The organism is Bradyrhizobium sp. SPXBL-04, assembly GCF_051853035.1.
In the GTDB taxonomy this organism is placed as follows: Bacteria; Pseudomonadota; Alphaproteobacteria; order Rhizobiales; family Xanthobacteraceae; genus Bradyrhizobium; species Bradyrhizobium zhanjiangense.
Map to the genome: position 1 here is coordinate 3,466,669 of NZ_CP182472.1, position 24,023 is coordinate 3,490,691.

19 protein-coding genes and 1 pseudogene are annotated in these 24,023 nt (G+C 63.8%); 7 read left to right on the forward strand and 13 right to left on the reverse strand.

Translation table 11 applies throughout. The features are described from left to right. Positions 1 to 76 precede the first annotated feature (76 nt). Entirely contained in the window at positions 77 to 694 is a 618-nt protein-coding gene (locus tag ACNJX8_RS16210) for a hypothetical protein (RefSeq protein WP_439361344.1), read from the forward strand. A gap of 20 nt (positions 695 to 714) precedes the next feature. Here the strand turns inward: ACNJX8_RS16210 and ACNJX8_RS16215 are convergent, their stop codons facing one another. Further along, complete coding sequence (locus ACNJX8_RS16215; protein ID WP_128946586.1) at positions 715 to 1,737, reverse strand: methionine synthase; 1,023 nt, start codon at positions 1,735 to 1,737, stop codon at positions 715 to 717. A gap of 105 nt (positions 1,738 to 1,842) precedes the next feature. Here ACNJX8_RS16215 and ACNJX8_RS16220 point away from each other — a divergent pair, with 105 nt between their 5' ends. Then, positions 1,843 to 2,451 (forward strand): 2-hydroxychromene-2-carboxylate isomerase, encoded by a 609-nt coding sequence (locus tag ACNJX8_RS16220; RefSeq protein ID WP_128932981.1) that lies wholly within the window; start codon positions 1,843 to 1,845, stop codon positions 2,449 to 2,451. Beyond that, complete coding sequence (locus ACNJX8_RS16225; RefSeq protein ID WP_439361345.1) at positions 2,451 to 3,428, forward strand: NADPH:quinone oxidoreductase family protein; 978 nt, start codon at positions 2,451 to 2,453, stop codon at positions 3,426 to 3,428. Before ACNJX8_RS16220 ends, ACNJX8_RS16225 begins: the two co-directional genes overlap by 1 nt. Positions 3,429 to 3,680: 252 nt before the next feature. Here ACNJX8_RS16225 and ACNJX8_RS16230 read toward each other — a convergent pair whose 3' ends face one another. From ACNJX8_RS16230 to ACNJX8_RS16265, 8 genes are all read right to left on the reverse strand, one after another. After that, positions 3,681 to 4,571 carry a crotonase/enoyl-CoA hydratase family protein gene (locus ACNJX8_RS16230; RefSeq protein WP_439361346.1) on the reverse strand — a complete coding sequence of 297 codons (891 nt, stop codon included), beginning with the start codon at positions 4,569 to 4,571 and terminating at the stop codon, positions 3,681 to 3,683. 156 nt (positions 4,572 to 4,727) lie between these two features. Further along, complete coding sequence (locus tag ACNJX8_RS16235; protein ID WP_128940448.1) at positions 4,728 to 6,149, reverse strand: amidase; 1,422 nt, start codon at positions 6,147 to 6,149, stop codon at positions 4,728 to 4,730. Beyond that, positions 6,142 to 7,314 carry a M20 aminoacylase family protein gene (locus ACNJX8_RS16240; RefSeq protein ID WP_128932986.1) on the reverse strand — a complete coding sequence of 391 codons (1,173 nt, stop codon included), beginning with the start codon at positions 7,312 to 7,314 and terminating at the stop codon, positions 6,142 to 6,144. The genes ACNJX8_RS16235 and ACNJX8_RS16240 overlap by 8 nt, the downstream gene beginning before the upstream one ends. A 13-nt stretch (positions 7,315 to 7,327) precedes the next feature. After that, the gene (locus ACNJX8_RS16245) at positions 7,328 to 8,833 is read right to left on the reverse strand and encodes a M81 family metallopeptidase (RefSeq protein WP_439361347.1); all 1,506 of its coding nucleotides are present in this window, start codon (positions 8,831 to 8,833) and stop codon (positions 7,328 to 7,330) included. 297 nt (positions 8,834 to 9,130) lie between these two features. Continuing rightward, positions 9,131 to 10,780 (reverse strand): ABC transporter ATP-binding protein, encoded by a 1,650-nt coding sequence (locus ACNJX8_RS16250; RefSeq protein WP_128940450.1) that lies wholly within the window; start codon positions 10,778 to 10,780, stop codon positions 9,131 to 9,133. Between the two features lie 156 nt (positions 10,781 to 10,936). Further along, positions 10,937 to 11,824: an ABC transporter permease gene (locus tag ACNJX8_RS16255; RefSeq protein ID WP_091888843.1), complete on the reverse strand. Its 888-nt coding sequence runs from the start codon at positions 11,822 to 11,824 to the stop codon at positions 10,937 to 10,939. Positions 11,825 to 11,843: 19 nt separating this feature from the next. Further along, positions 11,844 to 12,785, reverse strand: coding sequence for an ABC transporter permease (locus ACNJX8_RS16260; protein WP_164934790.1), 942 nt, complete (start codon positions 12,783 to 12,785; stop codon positions 11,844 to 11,846). A gap of 215 nt (positions 12,786 to 13,000) precedes the next feature. Beyond that, positions 13,001 to 14,131, reverse strand: a complete 1,131-nt coding sequence (locus tag ACNJX8_RS16265) for a M20/M25/M40 family metallo-hydrolase (protein WP_439361348.1) — start codon at positions 14,129 to 14,131, stop codon at positions 13,001 to 13,003. Between the two features lie 270 nt (positions 14,132 to 14,401). Here ACNJX8_RS16265 and ACNJX8_RS16270 point away from each other — a divergent pair, with 270 nt between their 5' ends. Together ACNJX8_RS16270 and ACNJX8_RS16275 are read left to right on the forward strand one after the other, a co-directional pair. Then, a complete protein-coding gene (locus tag ACNJX8_RS16270; protein WP_439361349.1) occupies positions 14,402 to 16,012 on the forward strand; it encodes an ABC transporter substrate-binding protein in 1,611 nt (536 codons plus the stop codon). Positions 16,013 to 16,244: 232 nt separating this feature from the next. Continuing rightward, entirely contained in the window at positions 16,245 to 17,840 is a 1,596-nt protein-coding gene (locus ACNJX8_RS16275) for a glycosyltransferase family 39 protein (RefSeq protein WP_439361350.1), read from the forward strand. Positions 17,841 to 17,849: 9 nt separating this feature from the next. On the opposite strand, the gene ACNJX8_RS16280 is transcribed toward ACNJX8_RS16275, so the two are convergent. The 4 genes and pseudogenes from ACNJX8_RS16280 to ACNJX8_RS16295 all read right to left on the reverse strand — a co-directional run bounded on the left by ACNJX8_RS16280 (position 17,850) and on the right by ACNJX8_RS16295 (position 20,738). Continuing rightward, entirely contained in the window at positions 17,850 to 17,987 is a 138-nt protein-coding gene (locus ACNJX8_RS16280; protein WP_164934792.1) for a hypothetical protein, read from the reverse strand. A gap of 64 nt (positions 17,988 to 18,051) precedes the next feature. Continuing rightward, a pseudogene (locus tag ACNJX8_RS16285) lies at positions 18,052 to 18,177 on the reverse strand (MFS transporter); the annotation flags it as partial. After that, positions 18,177 to 19,187, reverse strand: a complete 1,011-nt coding sequence (locus ACNJX8_RS16290) for a phosphatase PAP2 family protein (protein ID WP_439361351.1) — start codon at positions 19,185 to 19,187, stop codon at positions 18,177 to 18,179. The gene ACNJX8_RS16290 and the pseudogene ACNJX8_RS16285, both read right to left, overlap by 1 nt. A 300-nt stretch (positions 19,188 to 19,487) precedes the next feature. Then, a complete protein-coding gene (locus tag ACNJX8_RS16295; RefSeq protein WP_439361352.1) occupies positions 19,488 to 20,738 on the reverse strand; it encodes a multidrug effflux MFS transporter in 1,251 nt (416 codons plus the stop codon). A 356-nt stretch (positions 20,739 to 21,094) separates the two neighbouring features. On the opposite strand from ACNJX8_RS16295, the gene ACNJX8_RS16300 reads away from it, so the two are divergent. Beyond that, a complete protein-coding gene (locus ACNJX8_RS16300) occupies positions 21,095 to 22,393 on the forward strand; it encodes a hypothetical protein (protein ID WP_439361353.1) in 1,299 nt (432 codons plus the stop codon). A gap of 394 nt (positions 22,394 to 22,787) precedes the next feature. Beyond that, a complete protein-coding gene (locus ACNJX8_RS16305; RefSeq protein WP_439361354.1) occupies positions 22,788 to 23,861 on the forward strand; it encodes a phosphatase PAP2 family protein in 1,074 nt (357 codons plus the stop codon). Positions 23,862 to 24,023 lie beyond the last annotated feature (162 nt).

Below are 24,023 nucleotides of genomic sequence, written 5' to 3' on the forward strand. Positions count from 1 at the left end.
GAAGCAATCCAGACTGCTTCCGCGGATGCATTTCTGGATTGCTTCGCTTCGCTCGCAATGACGGGCGGAGGCAGCTATGCCCCTGCAAAACCGCGTCACGCCGACAGGCGACATCATCGCCACCCCTCATCGCGGCCTGTTCACCGGCAACCGCGGCATCATCCATGATCCCGCGACGAAGACGCTGCTGAAGAAGCGCTGGTCGTCGTCGGCCTGGCTCACCTGCACTTGCGAATTCCGCGGCCGGCGCCGCGAGGTGATGGCACAGCGCAGCTGGACCGAGCTGTTCTTCCTGGACGAGGCCACTGCGCTCGCCGCCGGCCATCGCCCCTGCTTCTATTGTCGCCGCGACGATGCCAATCGCTTCCGGGCCGCATGGGAGAAGGGCAATGGCGTGCACGACGTCCGCATGCACGACATCGACACGGTACTGCATCACGAGCGGCTCGATCACGGTAGGAAACGACTGCACGTGCTGCTGGTGCCGCTGCACCAGCTTCCCGCCGGTGCGATGGTTCAGCAGGGTGCGGAGAGCTTTCTGGTGACGCAGGGCAGGGCCCTGCTGTGGTCACCGGCGGGCTATAGCGCGGTCGAGCGTCAGCTTGGCGAAGCGGCGTTGCTGACGCCGCCCTCAACGCTGCGCACATTGAACGCCGGCTACGCGCCAGTGTTGCATCCGACGGCGCTGCCTTAGCGCAGCGCCCGCCTTTGCCATTACCCGAGTTTCTCGCGGGCCAGCGCGGCTCCTGCGCCGAGCGCCGCCAGCTTGGCTTCCGCGATCTCCCGCCGCATCGGCGCCATGCCGCAATTGGTGGTGGCGATGATGTTGCTCTTGGGGACGAATTTCGATACCGCCTCGATCACCTTCACGACGTCCTCGGCGGTTTCCACCGTATCGCTGGCGACGTCGATCACGCCGGCCTGCACGATCTTGGTCTTGAGCAGCGCCAGCAGGTCGAGCGGCACCTTCGAATTGCGGCACTCGATCGCGACCTGCTGGATCGGGCTGGCGTCGATCGCCGGAAAGATCTGCTCATACTGCCGCCATTGGCTGCCGAGCGTCTCCTTCCAGTCGGTATTGGCCTTGATGCCGTAGCCGTAGCAGATGTGCACGGCGGTGGCGCAGGAGAGGCCCTGCGCCGCGCGCTCCAGCGCCTTGATGCCCCAGTCGTTGACCTCGTCCATATAGACGTTGAAGGCGGGCTCATCGAACTGCACGAGATCGACGCCGTCGGCCTGGAGCGCCTTGGCCTCCTCGTTTAGCAGCTCGGCGAAGGCGAACGCCATCTTGACGCGGTCGCCGTAATAACGGTCTGCAATCGTGTCGATGATGGTCATCGGGCCGGGCAGGGTGAATTTCAGCTTCTTCTTCGTGTGCGAGCGCGCGACGCGCGCCTCGTCGGCATGAACGCGGCCCTTGAGCCGGAGCGGGGCAACCACCTGCGGCACCATCGCCTTGTAGCGATCCTTGCGGATGCCCATCTCGACCTTGTGGGCGAAGTCGATGCCTTCGATCTTCTCCAGGAAGCCGTGCACGAAATGCTGGCGGGCCTGCTCGCCCTCGGTGACGATGTCGATGCCGGCGTCCTCCTGAATCTTCAGCCAGATCAGTGTCGCGTCGCGCTTGGCGCGCAAGAGCTCTTCGCCCTGCGACTTCCAGGGTGCCCAGAGCATATTGGGCTCGGCGAGCCATTCCGGCTTCGGCAAGGAGCCGGCGATCGTGGTTGGAAACAGCATGGCGGCCTCCCGGCGGGTTGTGTTGCGCCCCTTCCTGCCATGTCTTAACGTCGAGGTACAGAACGACAAAAGTCGTCAAACCCGCGACGCCGGACCGGAAACGCCATGATCGAATTCTTCTTCGACTGTTCCAGCCCCTGGACCTATCTCGCCTTCCACAACATCCAGCCGCTCGCGAAAGAGCTCGGCGCGGAGATCATCTGGCGGCCGATCCTGGTGGGCGGCATCTTCAACACCGTCAACCCGAGTGTCTATGCGCAGCGGGAGAAGCCGGTGCCGCTGAAGGCGCGCTACATGAAGAAGGACCTCGCCGACTGGGCCCGCTCGGCTGGCCTGTCGATCAAGATGCCGCCGACGGTGTTTCCGGTGAACAGCGTCAAGGCGATGCGTGGCTGCATCTGGCTGGGCAAGGACATGGTGCCATTCGCCACCGCCGTGTTCGAGGCCTATTGGGGCGAGGACAAGGACATCTCGCAGGACGCGGTGCTGGCCGAGATCTGCAAGAAGGTGGGTATCGACGAACAGAAATTCTTCGCCGGCATCGCAGAGCAGGGCATCAAGGACCAGCTCAAGGCGAATACGGAGGAGGTCGTCGCGCGTGGCGGTTTCGGCTCGCCGACCATCTTCGTCGGCAAGACCGACATGTATTTCGGCAATGACCGCCTGCCGCTGATCCGCGAGGCGCTGCAGCGTCAAAGGGCGAGTGCGGCCTGATGGTGCGGGCTGTCGTTTGCCGCGAACTCGGCGCGCCCGAGACGTTGCGGCTGGAAGAGTTTCCGTCGCCGCCGCTTGGGCATGGCGAGGTGCGCGTTGCGATCCGCGCCGCCGGGCTGAATTTTCCCGACGTGCTGATGGCGGCGGGCGAATATCAGCTCAAGCCGGAGCTGCCGTTTACGCCCGGCATGGAAGCTGCCGGGGACGTGATCGAAGTGGGGGCGGAGGCGAGGGGAGTTGCCGTCGGGGACAAGGTCATCGTGAAGATGCGCCACGGCGCCTTCACCGATGAGGCGGTGGTGACGCCGTCGCAGCTCACCCCCAAGCCGTCCACGTTCGACTATGCGGAAGCTGCGACCTATCTCGCCGGCCACGGCACGGCCTATCATGCACTGATCGATCGCGGCCGGGTCGCGCCGGGCGAGGTGCTGCTGGTGCACGGCGCCGGCGGCGGCGTCGGCCTTGCCGCCGTCGAGATCGGCAAGATGCTGGGCGCGACCGTGATTGCGACCGCCTCCAGCGACGAGAAGCTGGCGATCGCGAAATCGCGCGGCGCCGATCATCTCGTCCGCTACGATCACGAGCCGTTTCGCGATGCCGTCAAGCGCATCACCGACGGCCGCGGCGCCGATGTCGTGTTCGATCCCGTCGGCGGCCAGGTTTTCGAGGATTCGATGCGCTGCATCGCCTGGGGCGCGCGGCTTCTGGTGATCGGCTTCACCGGCGGCATCGGTTCGGCCAAGACCAATCTGCTGCTGATCAAGGGCGCCAGCGTGTTGGGGGTGCGCGCCGGCGAGGCCGTGCGAAGAAATCCCGCGCTCGGCGAAGTGCGCCTGAAGGCACTGCTGCAATGGGCGGAGGAAGGCAAGCTGCGCCCGAACGTCTCGCACCGCCTGCCGCTGGAAGACTATGCGAAGGCGATGCGGCTCTTGATCGAGCGCAAGGCGATTGGACGCGTGGCGCTGGTGATGGATTGACGGTGCCGCTGAACCGTAGCGTGGATTAGCCCGCGGCTGCGCGAAGCGCAGTCCGCTGGCGTAATCCACCCCTTCTGCCAGAGCGGAAAGCAAAGAGGTGGGTTACGCCCTGCAGTGCCGTAGGGTGGGCAAAGCGACTTATCCGCCGTAGCTCGGAGAGCGAAGGCGGAAGCGTGCCCACCATTCTGGGTTTCGGTTGCGGGTAGATGGTGGGCACGGCGCAAGAGCGCCTTTGCCCACCCTACGAGAGCCTCACTTGTACTCCCGCTCGGTCCACCACGGGAAATAATCCGGCATATCGCTCGACACCTTGTTCTTGAACTGCGCCGGACGCTTCTCCAGGAACGACACCACGCCTTCCTTCACGTCCTCCGAGCGGCCGCGGGCATAGATGCCGCGGCTGTCGACCTTGTGGGCCTCCATCGGATCGTCTGCGCCCATCATGCGCCACATCATCTGGCGGATCAGCGCGATCGATACCGGCGCGGTCTTGGCGGCAAATTCCTTGGCAAGTGCGCGCGCGGCTGGCAGGAGATCATGCGGCGCGACGACCTTGCTGACGAGACGCCCCGCAAGCGCCTCTTGTGCCGGGAAGACGCGGCCCGAATAGCACCATTCCAAGGCCTGCGAGATGCCGACGATGCGCGGCAGGAACCAGCTCGAGGCGGCCTCCGGCACGATGCCGCGCTGGGAGAACACGAAGCCGAAGCGCGCGGCGTCCGAGGCGATGCGGATGTCCATGGCGAGCTGCATGGTGACGCCGATGCCGACCGCGGGGCCGTTCACCGCGGCAATCACCGGCTTCAGGCATTTGAAGATGCGTAGCGTGACCTGACCGCCGCCATCGCGCACCTGCGAATCGCTATAATCGACCTTGCCGTCGGCGAAGCGCTTCACCGGCCCGCGGCGCGCGTCGCGGTCGAACGTGTCGGCGCCGGAGGAGAGATCGGCGCCCGCGCAAAAACCGCGGCCGGCCCCGGTGACGATGATGGCGCGAACATTGTCGTCCTTGTCGGCGGCGTCGAACGCGTCGATCAGCTCTGCTTGCATCTGCGCGTTGAAGGCGTTGAGCTTGTCGGGCCGGTTCAGAGTAATGGTGAGGATCTGCTCGGCAACCTCGTATTTGATCGTCTCATACGCCATGGTGGTTTCCTTCCGTTGTTCTTTTCACTGCGTGAGCGGCAGAGGCTTATCCTCCCCTGTAGGGGAGGGTAAGCAAGAGAGGCTCCGCATACTGCCCGTCCCAAGTCATTCGGGCTTGCGCCTAAAGGGCGCGCTTCCCGGGATGAGGAGAGCGTCTTACCGCCCCGGCGGCTTGGGCCAGGGCCGCTGCGCCCCGCGCAGACCCTCAAACACCTTGGCAATGCCGAGCACGCCGATATCGTCGAAGCGGCGGCCGACGATCTGCACGCCGATGGGAAAACCCTTGGCGTCGAAGCCGCCGTTGACGGAGATCGCAGGGTTCTCCGACATATTCCACGGCACGGTATAGGCGATGTGCTCGAACGGCTTCATGGGATCGTTGGTCGGCGAGGCCCATTCCACCGGATAGTTCACGTTCGGGGCGGTCGGCGAGATCACATAATCGAGCTCGCAGAACAGTTTTCCTGCGGCCGCGCGGATCGCCATGGTCTGGTTGAAGCCGCGGATGACGTCGACGCCCGACAGCTTGGCGCCGGACTCGCCCCACTTGAAGATGTAGGGCAGCACCTTGGCCTGCTCGGCCGGCGTCAGCTTGGACAGATCGTCCCACATCCGTGCACGCCAGAAATTGTCGAGGCCGTCGAGCATCTCGCGGGTGAGGATGCCGTCGACCTCGGTGACGACGGCGCCGGCGGATTCGAACGCCTTGGCCGCCTTCACGGCGACCTCGCGCACCGGCTTGTCCAGCGGCATGCCGACGCCGGGATCGAGCATCAAGCCGATGCGCAGTTTGCGCGGAGACTTCTCCAGCCCCTTCCAGTTGAGGGGCTCGGCCGGCAGGCTCATGCCGTCGCGCCGGTCGGGTTTTGCAATCGCGCTCATCATCAGCGCGCAATCATCGACCGTGCGGGTCATGGGTCCGGCGACGCGGCCGACGTAGGTGGGATCGATCGGCACGCGGCCAAAGCTCGGCTTCAGGCCGACGAGGCCGCACCAACCCGCGGGCAGGCGCACCGAGCCGCCGATATCGGTGCCGAGATGCAACGGACCATAGCCGGCTGCCGCGGCAGCACCGGCGCCCGCGCTGGAGCCGCCGGGGTTCTTGGAGAGGTCCCAGGGATTGCGCGCGAGCGCGTGGAAGCTGGAGAGACCGGAGGACAGCATGCCGTAATCGGGCATGGTGGTCTTGGCGAAGATGATCGCACCGGCCTCGCGCAGCCGCGCGGCGGGAGGCGCGTCCTTCTCGGCCGGCACCAGCTTGACGCTGGCAGCGCCCAGCGGCACCGGCACGCCCTTGGTCGCGATATTGTCCTTCACCGTGACAGGCACGCCGTCGAGCGCGCCGGACGGCTCGCCGCCGGTCCAGCGCGCGGTCGAGGCCTTCGCGGCCTCGCGCGCGGCCTCGGGGTCGAATGCATAGAGCGCTTTCAGATGCGGTTCCCACGCCGCGACGTGCGCAAGCACGTCCTCCAGCACCTCGCTTGGCGAGAACTGCTTGGCGCGATAGCCCGCGATCAGATCGACCGCGGACAGATCATGCAGCGAGGTGACTGTCTCTTCGGCGCTCTTTTTATGCATGGCTACCCACCGGCATGCGGGTCTCGATGATGCGGGCGAACATGCTGGCGCCGATCGGCAGGATCTTGTCGTCGAGCACGAAGCCGGGATTGTGCACGGGCACCGAGCCGTCGTGGCCAACCCAGAAATAGGCGCCGGGAATGGTCTGCAGCATGTCGGCAAAATCCTCGCTGCCCATCTTCGGCTGCGCGCGGGTGATCACGTTGGCGGGATCGACCACTGTGCGCGCGACCTCCTCGACCACCTTGGACTGCTCGACCTGGTTGATCAGGACGCCAAAAGTGTCGCGGATGTCGGCTTCGATCGTGCACTGGAACGCAGCTGCTATGCCGGCACAGATCGTGCGGATGCGCTCGCTGATCAGGGCGCGAACTTCATCCGAGAAGGTGCGGATGGTGCCGCAGAGATGCGCTTCGCCGGGGATGACGTTGTAGGCGGAGCCGGCATGGATCTGGGTGATCGAAATGACGGCGGACTGCAGCGGCTCGACGTTGCGGCTGACGATGGTTTGGATCGCCTGCGCCAGCGTGGTCGCGATGATCACCGCGTCCTTGGAGCGCTCGGGCATCGCGCCATGCGCGCCATAGCCGGTGATGCGGAGGTCGAAGAAGTCGGCGCTGGCCATCGCTGGGCCCGGCAGGATCGCGATCTCGCCGTGGTTGAGGTCAGGCGCGTTGTGCAGGCCGTAGAGCTCGTCGCAGGGGAATTTCTCGAACAGGCCGTCCTTGATCATCGCGCGGGCGCCGCCGAGGCCTTCCTCGGCCGGCTGGAAGATCAGGTGCACAGTGCCGTCGAAATTCCTGGTCTCGGCGAGGTAGCGCGCGGTGCCGAGCAGCATGGTGGTGTGGCCGTCATGACCGCAGCCGTGGAAGCGGCCGGGGATCTTCGAGCTCCATTTCAGATTGGTGTTCTCCTCCATCGGCAGCGCGTCCATGTCGGCGCGCAGGCCGATGCGCTTGCCGCTCGTCCCCTTGCCCTTGATGACGCCGATCACGCCGGTGCCGCCGAGACCGCGATGCACCTCGATGCCCCAGCTCTTCAGCTTGTCGGCGACGATGCCGGAGGTGCGCACTTCCTCGAACCCGATCTCGGGATGGGCGTGGAGGTCGCGCCTGATAGCAGTGAGTTCGTCGGCATAGCCGTCGATGCGGTCGATCGTGGGCATGTGTCCTGTCCGGTTAGCGTGATGGGGGATGGAAGGCGGGGCCGTTCGGCTTGATGCGGATGCCCGGCCGCAGGCGCGTCCAGGGCAGGGAAGCGGTGTCGGCCGGCATCGCGCCGGGGGCGGCGCAGATCAGCAGCTTCTCCGCGATCGGCTCGAAATCGGCGCGGAAGTGCACCGAGCTCTTGTTGACCAGGATCTTCTGCGCGGTCGGCTCGATGCCGACATAGCGGTACATCGCCTGGTCGGCGAGTTGCGCCTTGTGCGAGGAGACGACGACGCGGACGTCACCGATGCGCAAGGCTGCGGAGGGGCCCATCTCCATGTCGCGGCCGCCATAATAAGGACCGGGCGCGATGAAGCGGCCGTCGGAGAGCTTTTCGACGACGAAGGTCTCGCGATAGGGCTCGTCGCCGGGGATGCCGGATTTGCCGCCGAGCGACAGCGTCACGGTGGCGCCGACGCCGGCTTCATGCGCCGCCTTGGCCGAGACCGGATCGTAGATCGCCCCCGTCGCGGCGCTCGCGTTGTTGCGCACCAGCGCGCGCAGCATGCCTGTGGTGTCGGAATCCCCGCCCGCGCCGGGATTGTCCTGGGTGTCGGCGATGATGATCGGCTTGCTCGCGCTCTTGGAAAGCTCCATCGCGTGGCGCACGCATTCGTCGGGTGACCAGATCTTGCCGTCGAAATCGTCCTCGTGGCTTTCGATCAGCTTGAGAAGCGCACCCGCCGCGCGATCGGCGTCGGCTTGCGTCTTGCCATAGGCGAACACGCTCGGTCCGCAATCGCGGAAATCGGCTGCGGGGAAGCCCGGTGCGAAGGACAACGTCGGAACCGCATCGCTCTCCAGCGCGGCGAGCCTCTCGTAGATGCCTTGGGTGGGCTGGTCGTTGGTGCACTGCCAGCTGATCGGGATCAAGAACGGCAACTGCCGGAACGCCTTCGCGAAGCGCTGCTTGGTCTTCAGTAGCAGCGCCAGATGTTTTGCGCAGGCGCGGCCGGTCGCAGCCATGTCGACATGCGGATAGGTGCGGTAGGCGATCAGCGCGTCGGCGTGCTCGATCATCTCGGGCGTGACGTTGGCGTGCAGGTCAAGGCTCGCGACCAGCGGAACATCCTTGCCGATGACGCGGCGCACGCGCGCCAAGATCTCGCCTTCGCCATCGTCGAGATGTTCGGTTACCATCGCCCCGTGCAGGTCGAGATAGACGGCATCGAGCGGACCGGCGGCTGCGATGCCGTCGACCATCACCTTCACGATGCGCTCGAAAGCATCCTTGGTGACATGCGCCGACGGGCTCGCACCGCAGGCGATCGTTGGAATGAGTTCCCAATCGTGTACTTCAGCGCTGTCGACGAAGCCGGCGAGACCGACATTGATGCGCCGCATCACCTTCAGCACGTCGGCGCCTTCAGTCATCGCCGGCCAGCCGCCGCCATGCTGGAAGTCGGCGAACGTCGCCTTGGTCGGAGCGAAGGTGTTGGTCTCGTGCAGGAAGCCGCCGACGGCGATGCGTGTCATTACTCAGTCCAGGCCATTGAAAGTGCGCGACGTTAGCCTCTGCTTTGCTGCGAGAGCAAGGTGGGAAGCAATCGCGCCATGCATAGGGTCAGATCGTTTTGGGAATGCTGCGGATGCGGTGGGGTGTTGTGAGAGGAGCCATCTGCCATACCTCCGGTGTCGTCCTGGCGAAGGCCAGGACCCATACCGCGAGGTCTATCTGTGGTGTGCGCTGCTAGTCCCGAGCGATGAGTCTTCGCCAAACTTCTCGCGGGGTAATGGGTCCTGGCCTTCGCCAGGACGACAGCGGAGAGATTTTTACGCGCTCGCCCCCACACCCTCTGCCACCGGCCGGAAGTTCGCAAAGTCCCAGTCGCGCCCCGGAGCCGCATCTAGCAGCGCCTTGGTGTAGGCCTCCTTCGGGTGCGTCAGCACTTCGGCGGCGGGACCCTGTTCGACGACGCGGCCGTGCTGCATCACCACGACCTCGTCGCAGATTTGTGCGGCGACGCGCAGATCGTGGGTGATGAACAGGATGGCAATGCCGAGCCGCTTCTGGATCTCGTCCAGCAGTTCCAGCACCTGCGCCTGCACGGAGACGTCCAGCGCGGAGACCGCTTCGTCCGCGACCAGCACGTCGGGATCGAGCGCGAGCGCACGGGCAATGGCGATGCGCTGGCGCTGCCCGCCGGAGAACTGATGCGGATAGCGCGACACCGCATCGGCGGGCAGGCCGACCAGCTCCAGCAGCTCGCGCGCCCGCTTCATCGCGTCAGTGTGTGCCACGCCGTAATTGATCGGGCCTTCCGCGATGCTCTCGCCGACGGTGACGCGCGGATTGAGCGAGCGGTAGGGATCCTGGAACACGATCTGGATCTTCTGCCGGTGCGGCTGGAGCAGGCGGCGCGAGATGTCGGCGATCTCGCGGCCGGCGAGGCGCACGCCGCCGGAGGTCGGATCGATCAGGCGGACGATGCAGCGCGCGACCGTCGACTTGCCCGAGCCGCTCTCGCCGACGATGCCGAGCGTGCGGCCCTTGCGCAGCGTCAGCGTCACCTTGTCGGCGGCGACGACCTCGCGGCCTTTGCCGAAGAAGGCGCGCTCCTTGTAGACCTTGCTGAGGTCGTTGGCCTCCAGCACCACCGGCTCACGGGTCTCCTCGCGCGGCGACCGCGGCACCAGGCTCGGCACCGAGGCGAGCAGGTTCCGGGTGTACTCCATGGTTGGATTGCGCAGCACGGTCTCGAGCGGACCGGTCTCGACCAGGCGGCCCTGCCGCATCACCGCGACGCGGTCGGCGATCTCCGCGACCACGCCCATGTCGTGGGTGATGAACAGCACCGCCGTGCCGTGATCGCGCTGGAGATCGCGGATCAGGGTCAAAATCTGCTTCTGCGTGGTGACGTCGAGCGCAGTGGTCGGCTCGTCCGCGATCAGGAGCTTTGGTTCGAGCACCAGGGCCATTGCGATCATGATGCGCTGGCGCTGGCCGCCGGAGAGGCGGTGCGGGTAGGAGGCGAAGATGCGCTCGACCTGCGGCAGGCGCACCTGCTCCATCATATCGAGGATGCGCTTCTTCCGTGTTTTGGCGTCGAGATTGGTATGGGCGCGCAGGACTTCGTCGATCTGGCGGCCGACCGGCACGACCGGATTGAGCGCGGTCATCGGCTCCTGAAAAATCATCGCCATCTGCGTGGCGCGGAGCTGGCGCAGGCGGCGGTCGGTCGCGGTGAGTAGCTCCTCGCCGACCAGCTTGACGCTGCCGCCGGTCGGCACCAGCGTGCCCTTGGGCAACAGGCCCATCGTGGTCAGGGAGGTCACCGACTTGCCCGAGCCGCTTTCGCCGACGAGGCACAGCGTCTCGCGCTCGCGCACCTGGATCGAGATGCCGTCGATGATCTTCGGCCCGCCCGGCTTCTTGCCGACGGAGACGACGAGATTGTTGATGTCGAGGATGGTGTTGGTCATCAGGTCACTCCATCGTCATTGCGAGGAGCCCGCGACAAAATTGCAAAGCAATTTTGCGCTGGCGACGAAGCAATCCAGAATCTTTCCGCGGAGGCAGACCGGATTGCCTCGCTTCGCTCGCAATGACGGAACAAGGGGATGGGCCGGCGAAACAAATCACTTCCCCTCCCGCTGCTTCATGCGCGGATCGAGGGCGTCGCGGGCGGCATCGCCGATCAAGTTGATGCTGAGGATGGCGATCGAGAGCAGCAGGCCCGGCCAGAAGATCAGCGACGGCTTGAGCTGGAAGTACTGGCGGCCCTCGGCCATGATATTGCCCCATGTCGGCGTCTCCGGCGAGATGCCGGCGCCGAGGAAGGAGAGAATGGCCTCGGTCAGGATCGCGGAGGCGCAGACATAGGTGCCCTGGACGATCAGCGGCGCGATCGTGTTCGGCATCAGATGCCGCCACATGATCTTCGGCAGGCTAGAGCCGACAGAGATCGCCGCCTCGACGTAAGGCTCCTCGCGCGCCGACAGCACCACCGAGCGCACCAGGCGTGCCACGCGCGGGATCTCTGGAATGGTGATCGCGATCAGCACGGTCCAGAGGCTGGCACCGGAGAGCGACACCACGGCGATCGCGAGCAGGATGCTCGGCATCGCCATCAGGCCGTCCATGATCCGCATCATCACGGCATCGACCAGCTTGAAGAAGCCGGAGACGAGACCGATCGCAAGGCCAATGGCGACGGACAGAATCGCCGAACCGATGCCGATCAGGAGCGAGATGCGGCCGCCATAGATGACGCGCGACAGCAGGTCGCGTCCGTAGGCGTCGGTGCCGAGCAGGAACTGCGCCGACGACGGTTTGAGCCGCTGCGACGGCGCGAGCTGGATCGGATCATGCGGCGCGATCAGCGGCGCCACGATCGAGATCACCACGACCAGCGCGAGGCAGACCGTGGCCGTCGCGATGATCGGCGTCGAGGTGAGGAATCCGAACCGCGGCCGCAGCGGCGACGTGATCGGAATGGACGACTGGGGGAGGCTATCAACCGACATTCTTGTTCTTACCCTTGCCTCAGTACCGGATCCGGGGATCGAGCAGCGTATAGGCGACGTCGATCAGGAGATTGACGACGACATAGATCAGCGACGTCAGCAGGATCATCGCCTGGATCACCGGATAGTCGCGCGCCAGCACCGCGTCCACGGTGAGGCGGCCGATGCCGGGAATGTTGAACACGCTCTCGGTGACGACGACGCCGGAGATCAGCAGCGCAAATCCGGTGCCGATGACGGTGATGACGGGCACCGCCGCGTTGCGCAGCGCATGCCGCATCATCACGGCGACTTCGTTGATGCCCTTGGCGCGTGCGGTGCGGACGTAATCTTCGCCGAGCACGTCGAGCATTGCTGCGCGGGTCATGCGCGCGATCAGCGCGATGTAGATGAAGGAGAGCGCGCAGGTCGGCAGGATGATGCGTTCGAAGAACGGGCCGAAACCATTCGAGATGCTCTTGAAGCCCTGCACCGGCACCCAGCGCAAATCGATCGCGAAGATTTCGATCAGGACATAGCCGACCACGAACACCGGCACGGAGAAGCCGAGCACCGACAGGCCCATCACGAAGCGGTCGATCCAGGTCCCGTGCTTCCACGCCGCGATCACGCCCAAGGGCACGGCGACGATGACGGCGAGAATGATCGTCGACAGCGCGATCGAGATCGACGGCTCGACACGCTGGCCGATCATCTTCATCACCGGCAGGTTGGAGATCAGCGAGGTCCCGAGGTCGCCGTGCAGCAGCTTGTTCACCCAGGTGACGAACTGCACGATCAGGGGCTCGTTGAGGCCGAGCGAGGTGCGGATGCGCTCCAGCCGCTCCGGCGTCGCGTTGTCGCCGGCGAGAATGGCGGCGGGATCGCCGGGGGTGAGGCGGAGCAGCAGGAAGACGAACAGCGCGACGACGCCCATCACGGGCACGGCGGCGAAGATTCGGCGAACGAGATATCCGAGCAAGTTGGATCCGTCAGATTAGAGTCAAATCGTGGCAGGGCGTTCGGCAAGCCTGCCATCAGCCTAACATTTCAGCAATTCCCGTGCCATCCGGGCCACAGCTTTTGCAGTGCGGCCAGTCGTTGTAGGGTGGGCTAAGCGGAGCGTGCCCACCACGTTCAGCAAAATGGTGGCATGGCGCTTCGCGCCTTTGCCCACCCCACGGAATAGCTTCACCATTACTCCAGCGTTGCCAGCAGCCCCGCCATCAGCCGGCCGCGTTCGACCAGGCTTTCGACCTCGATATACTCTTCGAGCGTGTGTCCGTTGCCACCACGCACGCCTAGGCCGTCGAGAGTCGGGATTCCCATTGCGCCGGTGAAGTTGCCGTCGGAGCCGCCGCCGGCACTCGCATGCGGCAGTTCGGCGCCGAGCGACTTGGCGATGCCGCGGGCCTTTTCATACAACGCCATGGTCCCGGCATCCGGTTCCCACACCGGGCGCGTCACGCCGCGGGTGACCTTGAAGGTGACATCATTGGTTGTGCCTGACAGCGCCAGCATCCTCTCGACGCCGCGATCGAGATCGGCCTGGCGCTTGGCCATCGACAGCGCCTCGCCTGTGGCGGTCGTGGCAACGCAATTGACCCATTGTCCGCCATGCACGACGCCGACCGAGAAGGTGCAATCGTCCGTGGTCATCGCGTCGATCGCGAGGATCTGCCGGGCCATCTCGCGAATCGCCGAGCGTCCCGCCGACAGCATCGCGCCGGCGTGGCTCGGCCGTCCTGTCGCCTCGAGATTGAAACGCGCGATGGCGTAACGTCCGGTGGTGACGCCGTTGTCGGCGCGGCCGGGCTCGGGTACCAGCACGTATTTGTTGCGCGCGGCCTCCGCCTCGATGATGTCGCGGGTCAAGGGCGTGCCGACTTCCTCGTCCGGCGTGAACAGCACGGTGATCGGCAGCGGCGTGGTGAAGGCGGCGCGCGCCAGCTGCCGGATCGCCTCCAGAGAGAGATAGTTGCCGCCCTTCATGTCGTAGATGCCGGGGCCGTAGCACTTGTTGCCCTCACGCCGCCATTTCAGCTTCTCGATGGTGCCGACCGGGTGGACGGTATCCATGTGCCCGGCGATCAGGATGCCGGGCTCGCCCTGCTTCGGATGGGGAAAGCGCGCGCGGATCACGTCGCCAAAGCCCTGGCGGCCGGCGATGCGTTCGATGGTCGCACCCATGATGGCCATATCCCGCGCTGCGAAATCGAGCATGCGATTCACGGCGCCCGCGTCCCAGGTCGGGCTCTCGCATTCCACCCAGCCGCGCAGGCCCTGGAGCATCGCCTCGGAATCGAAGGGAAGATTGGCTGGATTCATCTCAATGTCTCTCAAGCTTCGAAAGATGGAACGCGCATTGCATCGGCGCGGGGCAGGACAGGCAGAGAGTGTTGTAGAGCCAAACCGATCCTTGTGGAGCCCGTGCACACGCCGCGAGGGCTTGCAGCGAAACCGGATTGACGCGCTCGGCACTGTCTGCAAGTCTCGAAAAGATAAAGGCATTGCATGAGGTTAGTTCGCCCAAAGAACGAACCGGATGCTCAACCAATAATCTGCCTTTGAACAGTTTCACGTCAGGAGAAACTTTCCATGTTCAACTTCATGCGCCGGGGGTCTCGCGCGTTTGCCTCCAAACTTGCGCTGTCGGTCGTCGCGCTGTCCACGGCGATGGCCTCGCCGGTGTTTGCCGCCGGCAAGACCATCACGGCGGTGATGCATTCGGATCTGCGCATCATCGATCCGATCTTCACCACGGCCTACATCACGCGTGACCATGGCTACATGGTTTACGACACGCTGGTGGCCACCGATTCGAACTTCAAGATCCAGCCGCAGATGGCGGACTGGAAGATCTCCGACGACAAGCTCACCTACACCTTCACGCTGCGCGACGGCCTGAAGTGGCATGACGGTGCACCGGTCACGGCGGAAGACTGCGTCGCATCGCTGAAGCGTTGGGCCGCGGTCGACGGCATGGGCCAGAAGCTCATGGATTTCACCGCGAGCATCGAGGCGACGGACGCCAAGACCATCACGTTGAAGCTGAAGGAGCCCTACGGCCTCGTGCTCGATTCGATCGGCAAGCCGTCCTCGCGCGTCGCCTTCATGATGCCGAAGCGCCTCGCCGAAACGCCGCCAGACAAGCAGATCCCGGAGCAGATCGGCTCGGGTCCCTTCAAGTTCGTCCAGTCGGAATTCCAGCCGGGCGTGAAGGCGGTCTACGTCAAGAACACCGATTACGTGCCGCGCAAGGAGCCGGCGAGCTGGACCTCCGGCGGCAAGGTGGTGAAGGTCGACCGCGTCGAATGGATCACCATGCCGGACTCCCAGACCGCGGTGAACGCGCTGCAGTCGGGCGACATCGATTTCATGGAAAATCTGCCCTACGACATGCTGCCGATACTGGAGGCGAACAAGGAGCTCACGCTCGAGGTCTCGAACAAGTTCGGCTTTCAGACGCTCGGCCGGATGAACTTCCTTCATCCGCCGTTCGATAACGTGAAGGTGCGCCGGGCTGCCTTGCTGGCGATAAACCAGAAGGACGTGCTCGACGCGCTGGTCGGAAACCCGAAGTACCAGAAGATCTGTGGCGCCTTCTTCGTGTGCGATACGCCGCTCGCGACCGAGGTCGGCGGGGAAACCCTGGTGAAGGGCAACGGCATGGCGGAAGCCAAGAAGGCGCTCGCCGAGTCCGGCTATGACGGTACCCCGGTCGTGATCATGGCCCCTGGCGATGTCACGACGCTGAAGGCGCAGCCGATCGTTGCGGCCCAGCTGCTGCGCGAGGCCGGCTTCAAGGTCGATTTGCAAGCGACCGACTGGCAGACCGTGGTGAGCCGCCGCGCCAGCCAGAAGCCGCCGAAGGAGGGCGGCTGGAACATGTTCTTCACCAACTGGGTCGCGGCCGACGTCTCCAACCCGATCGCCAATCTCTCGATCGGCGGCCAGGGCAAGAAGGGCGGCTGGTTCGGCTGGGCGGAAGACGCCAAGATCGAGCAGCTCAAGGACGCCTTCGTCCGCGCGTCCTCGCTCGACGAGCAGAAGAAGATCGCAGCCGACATCCAGAAGGAAGCGTATGAGCAGGTGATCTACATTCCGCTGGGGCAGTATCTGTTGCCGAGCGGCTGGCGCAAATCGCTCAGCGGCGTGCTCGACGGTCCCGCGACGCCGCTGTTCTGGAACATTGACAAGTCGGAGTAGGGGCAGGCCAGACCACGCGTCTTTCGTCTCCCTCACCACGCGGCGCCGCTGTCATCAGCGGCGCCGTTGCCTTTTGTCGACCTTGCGTTGGCTGAGAGGCCGGAGCGTTTTTAACCGTTCCAGTTTTCAATTGTTGCTACTTGTTTCTGTCCTGAAATAGATGTGTCGTCCTCGCGCATCGCTTTCCTTCTTTCATTTGATTCCCGTGCCGCTCGATTTTGCATTCCAGGCGATGGCCGAACGGTCCGATCGTGCGCCGGCGCGATGGCGCCGGCCTTTCCTGCACTGGCTGGACGCGGTCGAGACAGGCTGGGCCGTGCCGCTTCTCATCGCCTGCTTTGTCGCGATCTGGACGCTTTATCTCGTGATCGCGTACGCCGGCGGCGGCCTGCATCCCGATACGCTCGAAGCGTGGACCCTGGGTCGGCATTTCGCCTGGGGTTATCACAAGCATCCGCCATTGACCGGCTGGGTTGCCGCTAGCTGGACCTTCGTCTTTCCGCTCAGCGACTGGTCGCTGCAATTGATGGCGATGGCCAACGCCGGGCTTGCGCTGTATTTCGTCGACCGGATCGCGCGGCAATTCGTGAGCGGGCACAAGCGCGTCCTGGTGCTGCTGCTCCTGATGCTGACGCCGGCCTATCAATTCCATGCCCAGCGCTTCAATGCCAATGCCGTGCTGCTCGCGGTCTGGCCGCTGGCGACCTGGTGCTTCCTGCGCGCGTTCGAGACGCGCGCCGCGTCGTGGGCGGTCGCGGTGGGGTGCACGACGGCGCTGGCAATGCTCGGCAAATATTATTCGATCTTTCTCGTTGCGAGCTTCGCGTTTGCCGCGCTGGCGCACCCGGCGCGGCGCGCCTATTTCACCTCCGCTTCGCCCTGGATCTCGGCGGTGGTCGGGCTCGCGGCGCTGTCGCCGCACGTCGTGTGGCTCGCGGCCACGGGGGCGTCGACTTTCACCTATGCGCTGGCCCATGCCAACGGCAATGCCTTAAGCTCGCTCGGCGAGGCCAGGAACTTCCTGCTCGGGCTGGCGGCGGCCATGAGCGTGTCGGCCGTGCTATGGGTCTTGATCGCGGGCACGCGGCTGAAGCAATTTCCCGCCGACTTCGCTGCAATGAGCCCGGGTCTGCGGCTTCTGTTCTACGTCGCCATGGGCACGATCACGTTGCCGGTGCTGACATCGCTCGTGATGGGCACTGATCTGCCGTCGCTGTGGGCATTGCAAGGGCTGTTCCTGTTCGCCGTTCTCGTGGTTTGCGGCGCGCGCTATCCGATCGAGCGCTTCTACACCGTCAACCTCACCGTGACCGTGGCTGGCGTCGCGCTCGTTGCGGTCATGGTCGTAGCGCCGATCCATGCCGTCTATCGCAACGATCACGGTTACGAAGAAGGCCGGAATTTCTACGCGCAGGTGGCCGGCGAATTGACGCGCGAATGGCGCGAACTGGCCGGCACGCCGCTCAGCGCCGTGAGCGGTGATGATTCGCTGGCCTTCGCGACGGCGTTCTACAGCCCCGACCATCCGCATTGTGCACGGCCGTTCGAGCATCAAAACTCCTGGGGCTTGCCGCGCAAGGCGACGCTGGACCGCGGCTGGGCCGCGCTCTGTTTTCGCGGCCAGGACTATTGTGGCAGGTGGATGGAACGGGTGTCCTCGAAAGCCGGACACGTCGTCAGGCGCGAGTTCACCGTGCAGGCAACTCTGTGGGGGCGGCCCGGCCTGTCGCGGAAGGTGGTCGTGCTGATGGTGCCGCCGCGAGGAAGCGGGGCGGCACCCGAGAGCGCTGCTGAGGATTTCAGCGCCAGCAGGCGGGCGGCCAAATAGATTTCGTGATCAGCAATGGCTGTCGCGTACCTGCTCGAGCCCCTCGCTCGCCAAAGGCGTCGTGAACGTGGTCTGCTCAGCGTCCGGCTCCGAACGCTCCTGTTTCTGCCGTTTCGCCTCGCGGTTTTCGCGGTGTTCCAGTTCCATTAACGTGGCCTCTCGAATTGCTGCAGGACAACATCGAGAGGGACGGGAAGTTCCTCACGCGATGGGGGCGATGATGCGGCTTGAACAGCCGTCCCTTTTCCACCGCCAGCACGATCGCGAGCGCTGCGAGCATCGACAGGAAGAAGTCGATCGTGAACGGCAGCAGCGTGCCGTCGAAGCTTCGCCCGATCAGGGGGGCATGCATGCAAGCGAGGTACTTTTTGCGCCGTGGGGAATGACCGACGATTGAACTTCAATTGCTTTCGCGAAGGCAATCGCAAGAGCTGCAACGGCTACACCAGCGAAGATGTCCACAAAGTAGTGTCCACCCCACAAGGGCGTTGCTGCCAGCATTGCAACGCACATCATTAAAGCCCATGGACGCATCCACCACACGCCCCACCACGCCCACAGCGCGAGCAGAGCCGCCGCAGCATGGAAGCTGGGAAAGGTCACGATGCCGCCGATCTGCGAGATGTTCAGAACCTGCAGGCTGCTGCTTCTCACCACGGGCAGGCGATCAAGCTGGATGAAATAGCCGCTAGCCTTGAAGGTCGCGAACTCGGTTGGCAAATTGTATTGCTGATAGGTGCCGATGGCCGGTATCAGCGCAGAAATCAAAGCCACCGCACAAAGGGTGAGCAACGTCGCCATCGTGAACTGTTGCAATCGAACGTGGTTGTTCGTCAGTCCGAGAACGATGGGAACCGCGATCGGCGGCAAACCGATTGCACCATAGGACAAGCATGCGTACGGCAGCAGTGCAGGCCAGGCTGTCATGAGCCGATAATAAATAGTCCAATCCAGTCCGAAGAATTTGTCCCAGGAGTCGAGCATGGCATCCTGCAATGGCAAATTTGCAGATGCTGCGACGTAGGTCAGGACGGCCCCGAGCATGGACACAAGGCCTAACTGGGCGACGGAAATAAGAACGTACGCAATGCGCACGGCGCGTACTCGTGACAACAAGACGTGACCTGCCGCCGTGAGACCTGCAACCGTCGCCATGCCTCCCAACAACTCGCCTTCGAGGGCCATCGAGAGTTTCAACAAGGCAAGGGATACACCGACGAATAGCGCCAGAATTGTAATAGTGATCCAGTTCAGCAGGTAGAGACCATAGGCTTCCACTGCTTCTGAACTCGTTTGCGCTCCCGCGGATTGGGCGGGACTGTTTCTCACGTAAGCACGAACGGTCATGCGCCGCCATTTCCTGCATCTTCCGGGAAATATATGGCAACACAACCTTTAATATATCAACAACCTGCCGACGTCGTTAGGCGATGGAACAACCCTCATTCCCAATCGAAGCTCTACGACAGCAGGATCCATTCCGGCAAAATTGAAATAAAGACATTGCATAATCTCAAGATTAGAGATGTCTGCACAAGTGACGACTTCTACTAGGAAGGCGTCAGGGCGCTCTTGTGGCACCGACCGTTACGTTAAAGTGTATAACGCGCTCAGCAGGGCGCGCCCGCCCCGAACGTCCGAGCTTCCTCACGCGGTGGGGCGATGATGCGGCTTGAACAGCCGTCCCTTTTCCACCACCAGCACGATCGCGAGCGCTGCGAGCGTCGACAGGCAGAAGCCGATCGAGAACGGCAGCAGCGTGCCGTCGAAGCTTTGGCCGATGGCCATGCCGACCACGATTCCGATCAATGTCGTGATCGAGCCGTAGAGCGAGGAGGCGGTGCCGGCGATGTGGCCCTGCGGCTCCATCGCGAGCGCGGTGAAATTGGCGACCATCATGCCGAACGAGAACATCATCAGGGCGGAGAGCACCATGAACAAGGATAGCGGCAGCACGCCGAGGCTTTCGGTCAGCAGCATCACGCCGGCTACCGCGGTGTAGAGCGTCAGTGCCCCGTGCGAGATCACGCGCATGCCGAGCCGACCGACCAGCCTCGCGTTGAGGAAGCCGGCCATGGCGGTGCCGGCCGCGATCGCCGCGAAGGCGAGCGGGAAGTAATGGCCGAGGTGATAGATGCCGGTGAAGACCTGCTGGGCGCAGAAGACGTAGGCAAACAGCGCGCCGATGACGCCGCCGGCGGCCGTGGCGTAGCCGATGGTCTGGCGATGGGTCACGGTCTGCCGGAAGGCCGAGAGCACGTCGGCGGGTGCCAGCGACCTGCGCTCGGATTCGGGAAGGGTTTCAGGCAGCCGCAGCACGCACCATGCGAGCGCGAGCAGGCCGTACAGCATCAGCACCACGAAGATGCCGCGCCATGCCGTCACCAGCAGCACCGCCTGTCCGAACGAGGGGGCGATCACCGGCACCGCGATGAACACCATCATCGCGAGCGACATCACGCTCGCCATGCGGCGGCCGACATAGCAGTCGCGCACGATCGAGGTCGCGATCACGCGCGTCGCCGAAGTGCCGAGCCCTTGCAGTGCGCGCGCCAGCAGCAGCGTCTCGAACGAGGGCGCGGCGACCGCCAGCACGCTCGCCACCGCATAGACCGCCATGCCGCCGAGCAGCACCGGGCGGCGGCCGAAGCGGTCCGACAACGGGCCCATGACGAACTGGCCGGCGCCGAAGCCGACCAGGAAGGTCGACAGCACCAGTTGAAGATGGTTGGCGACGGGAATCTTGAAGGCGGTGCCGATGTTGGGCAGGGCCGGCAGCATCATGTCCATCGCAAGCGGATTCAGCGCCATGATGGACGCGATTACGATGACGAATTCGGGAAAACCCATGGGACGGTGTCCGGAGGACACCCAATCGTCGGCATTGACGTCGGACAAGGAAGCTCACCTCTTGAAATTGAGGGCGTTATCCATTCCGATGTTGCGTTGCACAACCCCCGTTTCGGGATGGCTGTCAGGCAGGGCCGGAGCGGACAAGAATTGGTGAGATGGCCGCCTTTCCTTTCCTGCCGGATTCTCCAGATCGCGCAACCCCCGGTGGCCGGAAACCACTGATTCACCATCCCTTCCTAAAGATCGGCATCCGGCGCGGCCCCGCCCGTCGGGCAGGATGAAACCGAAACGCATTCTGCCCACAGTGCGGCCGAGATGAGGAGGCGCCGCAGCGGCGCTCAGAGAAACAAGCCAAACAAAGGTATCCGCCTGTGTCCGAGATGTCCGGTGCAGCACGATGGTTGGAGCCCGCAGCCGACACGGCTGCGAGGCGGAACGTCTGGCTTGCCTGCCTGATCGCGCTGACTGCGCTGCTGGTGCTCGGCAATCTCGCCAACGACGCCAGGCTCGATGTGAAATATGGCTGGGATGTCCGGGTCAATTGCGCGGCAGTCGATGCGCATGCCGACGGGCTCGATCCCTACTTCGTCAAGAACCTGAAGGGCACCAAGCTCTCTTATCCCTATCTGCCGGTGACGCTGGACGTCTTCCGCCCGCTGTGCGCGGGCGGCTTTCTGGTCGATCACTACAGAGGAATCTTTCTCGTCCTCGCCGTGATCTGCGGCCTGCTGTTGCCCGGGCTCGGCCGAACGGGCACGAGCGCGCGCGATGCTGCGCTCAAGGTGCTGTGCGCGCTCGGCGCGTTCGTCGGTTTCGAATGGGTGCAGGCGTCGGGGAATTTCGCGATTCTAAGCGGCCTGCTGACCGCGATCGCGCTGTCGCTCCTGCTTCGTCCGCTTCCCTCTAGAGAAAACACGAGCTTTCCCTTGCGCCTTGCCGGCGCTGCACTGCTCGGTCTCGTGACCTCGTTCAAGCTGGTGTTCTGTCCCGTGCTGGCTGCGCTCTATTTCCTGCCGCTGCCGCGCAGTCGCAAGCTGGCGCTGATCGCGATGGCGGCGTTCGGCTTCGCATTGCCGGTCTTGATGTCGAGGCTGCTGTATCCTGATCTGTTCGCGAGTTGGCTGCTTGTAATTGCGGGTCAGATCCCGAACCAGCATGCCGTCGATCTCGTGGAGATCAATCCGTCGCTGCTGCTGCTGGCGCGGGACCTCATGGACCATGCCGGCCTCGGTGACAGCAAGCCGGTGATGTTCGCGGCCTATGCGCTCGCAGCCCTCGCGCTCGTGCTGGTGCCGTTCGCCCTGTCCGTCCTGCGCGTGGCCGCGAGCCACCCGGTACGGGAAGGGGGATCGCTTCTGACGCGGCTGGATCGCTGGCTGATGGATCATCCCCGCACGGCCATGCGCGTCACGGTGCTCGCCATGTTTGCACTCTATCTCAGCTCGCCGCGGCTCAAGGAATATGCCTTCTTCGAGCTCGCGCTCTACGCCGCCATCCTTATCGTCGATCTTCCGGCCATGGCGCTCGCCGCATGTCTCTCGGTCGGTCTGCTCCTTCCCGCACTGATCTCGCTTCTGGGAGCAGCATTCGAGGGCAGCTTCATTCTCCTCACGGTCGCGCTGATGTGCTTCTGGATCCTGCTGCTCGACTTCCGTGCCGAGCCGAAACGCCCCGAGGCGCACATAGTGGAGTCACGTTGAAGGGCTCACGATCGCGCTGAATCGCTTCTGCGCGCATTCCGGAGATCCGACCTCGATCTCACATCCATGAAGGCATTGTAGGAACCGGATCGGGCCCAAAGGTCGGCCATCGATCTCGACCAATGCTGGTGTGGTTGAGCAGATAACGGCGCCTAACAAAGTTCCGTGCGCGAGATCAACCCCGCGGCATCAACGATCTCGTGGATGCTTGGTCGCGTTCCGAATGCCGCCATGAACGCAATTAGTCGTCCAAGCGGGGGCGAGGATGGAGCTTGGCGCAAAGGATCACCGCCCACCCGGCTGAGGTTGTCCTGATTAAATCTACACGCGCTCGTTGTCAAACTATTAAAGGTTGTATTGCCATACATGTCTCCGGAATTGCTGGGAATGACAAATGGCGGTTCAGGCATGCTCGGTCGGTGGTCTTCCTCGTTCGACAGGTACTCTATCAACCCCAGGGGCAAGGGCGGAACTCGCGGTTTGCCTTAATCTTTTTCAGCTCAACTGGGCTCTCATCGCAGCCACGCTGGCCGTCTTCGTCGTTGGGCTGTGTCTAGCCGGTTTTCAATTGCGGGTAAGCAGCTATCTGCTCTATTTCGGAATTGCCGGCGTGTACGGAGTGGTCGGTTATCTAAATCTGAAATCGAAACTCAGACGGAGCCCCCGCGTCTACATCGCCCTGTTCTTCATTGCTCAAATCGTTCTTCAGATTCTTCTTCTGGTGTCGATCGGCTATTTCGCGGCGACAGCCAACTTTCCAATGCAGGACACGAATCTGCTGGCCATGGATCGGGCGCTCGGCCTGGATTTTCGTGCTTATCTGGCATTGGTCAACCGGCCGGGTCTGATCGATGCTCTTGCAGTGACCTACGACTCCATTCGATGGCAACTGGTTCTGATCGTGGTTGTCGTTCCACTGCTCGGTCACTACAGGCGCGCTGCGGAGTTCTCGCTCGGATTTGGCCTGACGTTGGCTATCACGACCCTCATCTCCACGCTGTTCCCAGCGACCGGCGTCTATGAAACCGTAGGACTACACTCAGCGGACCATCCCAATTTCGAGCCCTCCGTCTACAACGCGACGCTGCGCGAGCTCCCCCTAGTGCGCGACGGCACAGTGAAGCTGCTCGATGCGTTTCAACTGGGGCCGCTTCTGACCTTTCCAAGCTTTCACGCGATCTCGGCAGTCTTGTACATGTGGGTGCTCTGGCCGATCCGCTGGGTCCGGGGCATCGGCCTGCTATGGAACGCGGTCATGCTGGCCGCGACCCCGATCGGGGGAGGACATTATTTTGTCGACGTGTTCGCCGGGGTGGCCGTCGGCATTGCATCGATCTGGGTCATCAAACGCATCGGCGCACTTCTTGCGCCCGAGCAGGATCGGGAGAGAGTCATCTCACAGATCTCCACCGTCGACCCATTGGCGATGGTCGAGCCCGACGGAGATCTGAGCCCGCAATCGTCGTAGTGCTGCGGTGGAAATATAGTTGAAGGCGCGCATGACCGGGTGTCGGCCAAGCCGAAATCCATCTGGTTGCTGCCTTCATTTTATGCGGCGTTAAATTGCCGCCGCGCGAGGTTGTGGGATCCAGGCTCAGCCCGCGCATTGGGAATGATTTGGGTCATCCTC

What these genes read in the sequence shown, in the direction of transcription:
- ACNJX8_RS16220 (WP_128932981.1), top strand. Translation starts at nt 1,843, where the DNA reads ATGATCGAATTCTTCTTCGACTGTTCCAGCCCCTGGACCTATCTCGCC.
- ACNJX8_RS16245 (WP_439361347.1), bottom strand. Translation starts at nt 8,833, where the DNA reads ATGACACGCATCGCCGTCGGCGGCTTCCTGCACGAGACCAACACCTTC.
- ACNJX8_RS16240 (WP_128932986.1), bottom strand. Translation starts at nt 7,314, where the DNA reads ATGCCCACGATCGACCGCATCGACGGCTATGCCGACGAACTCACTGCT.
- ACNJX8_RS16280 (WP_164934792.1), bottom strand. Translation starts at nt 17,987, where the DNA reads ATGGAACTGGAACACCGCGAAAACCGCGAGGCGAAACGGCAGAAACAG.
- ACNJX8_RS16225 (WP_439361345.1), top strand. Translation starts at nt 2,451, where the DNA reads ATGGTGCGGGCTGTCGTTTGCCGCGAACTCGGCGCGCCCGAGACGTTG.
- ACNJX8_RS16215 (WP_128946586.1), bottom strand. Translation starts at nt 1,737, where the DNA reads ATGCTGTTTCCAACCACGATCGCCGGCTCCTTGCCGAAGCCGGAATGG.
- ACNJX8_RS16230 (WP_439361346.1), bottom strand. Translation starts at nt 4,571, where the DNA reads ATGGCGTATGAGACGATCAAATACGAGGTTGCCGAGCAGATCCTCACC.
- ACNJX8_RS16255 (WP_091888843.1), bottom strand. Translation starts at nt 11,824, where the DNA reads ATGTCGGTTGATAGCCTCCCCCAGTCGTCCATTCCGATCACGTCGCCG.
- ACNJX8_RS16235 (WP_128940448.1), bottom strand. Translation starts at nt 6,149, where the DNA reads ATGCATAAAAAGAGCGCCGAAGAGACAGTCACCTCGCTGCATGATCTG.
- ACNJX8_RS16275 (WP_439361350.1), top strand. Translation starts at nt 16,245, where the DNA reads ATGGCCGAACGGTCCGATCGTGCGCCGGCGCGATGGCGCCGGCCTTTC.
- ACNJX8_RS16290 (WP_439361351.1), bottom strand. Translation starts at nt 19,187, where the DNA reads ATGACCGTTCGTGCTTACGTGAGAAACAGTCCCGCCCAATCCGCGGGA.
- ACNJX8_RS16270 (WP_439361349.1), top strand. Translation starts at nt 14,402, where the DNA reads ATGTTCAACTTCATGCGCCGGGGGTCTCGCGCGTTTGCCTCCAAACTT.
- ACNJX8_RS16265 (WP_439361348.1), bottom strand. Translation starts at nt 14,131, where the DNA reads ATGAATCCAGCCAATCTTCCCTTCGATTCCGAGGCGATGCTCCAGGGC.
- ACNJX8_RS16305 (WP_439361354.1), top strand. Translation starts at nt 22,788, where the DNA reads ATGGCGGTTCAGGCATGCTCGGTCGGTGGTCTTCCTCGTTCGACAGGT.
- ACNJX8_RS16250 (WP_128940450.1), bottom strand. Translation starts at nt 10,780, where the DNA reads ATGACCAACACCATCCTCGACATCAACAATCTCGTCGTCTCCGTCGGC.
- ACNJX8_RS16210 (WP_439361344.1), top strand. Translation starts at nt 77, where the DNA reads ATGCCCCTGCAAAACCGCGTCACGCCGACAGGCGACATCATCGCCACC.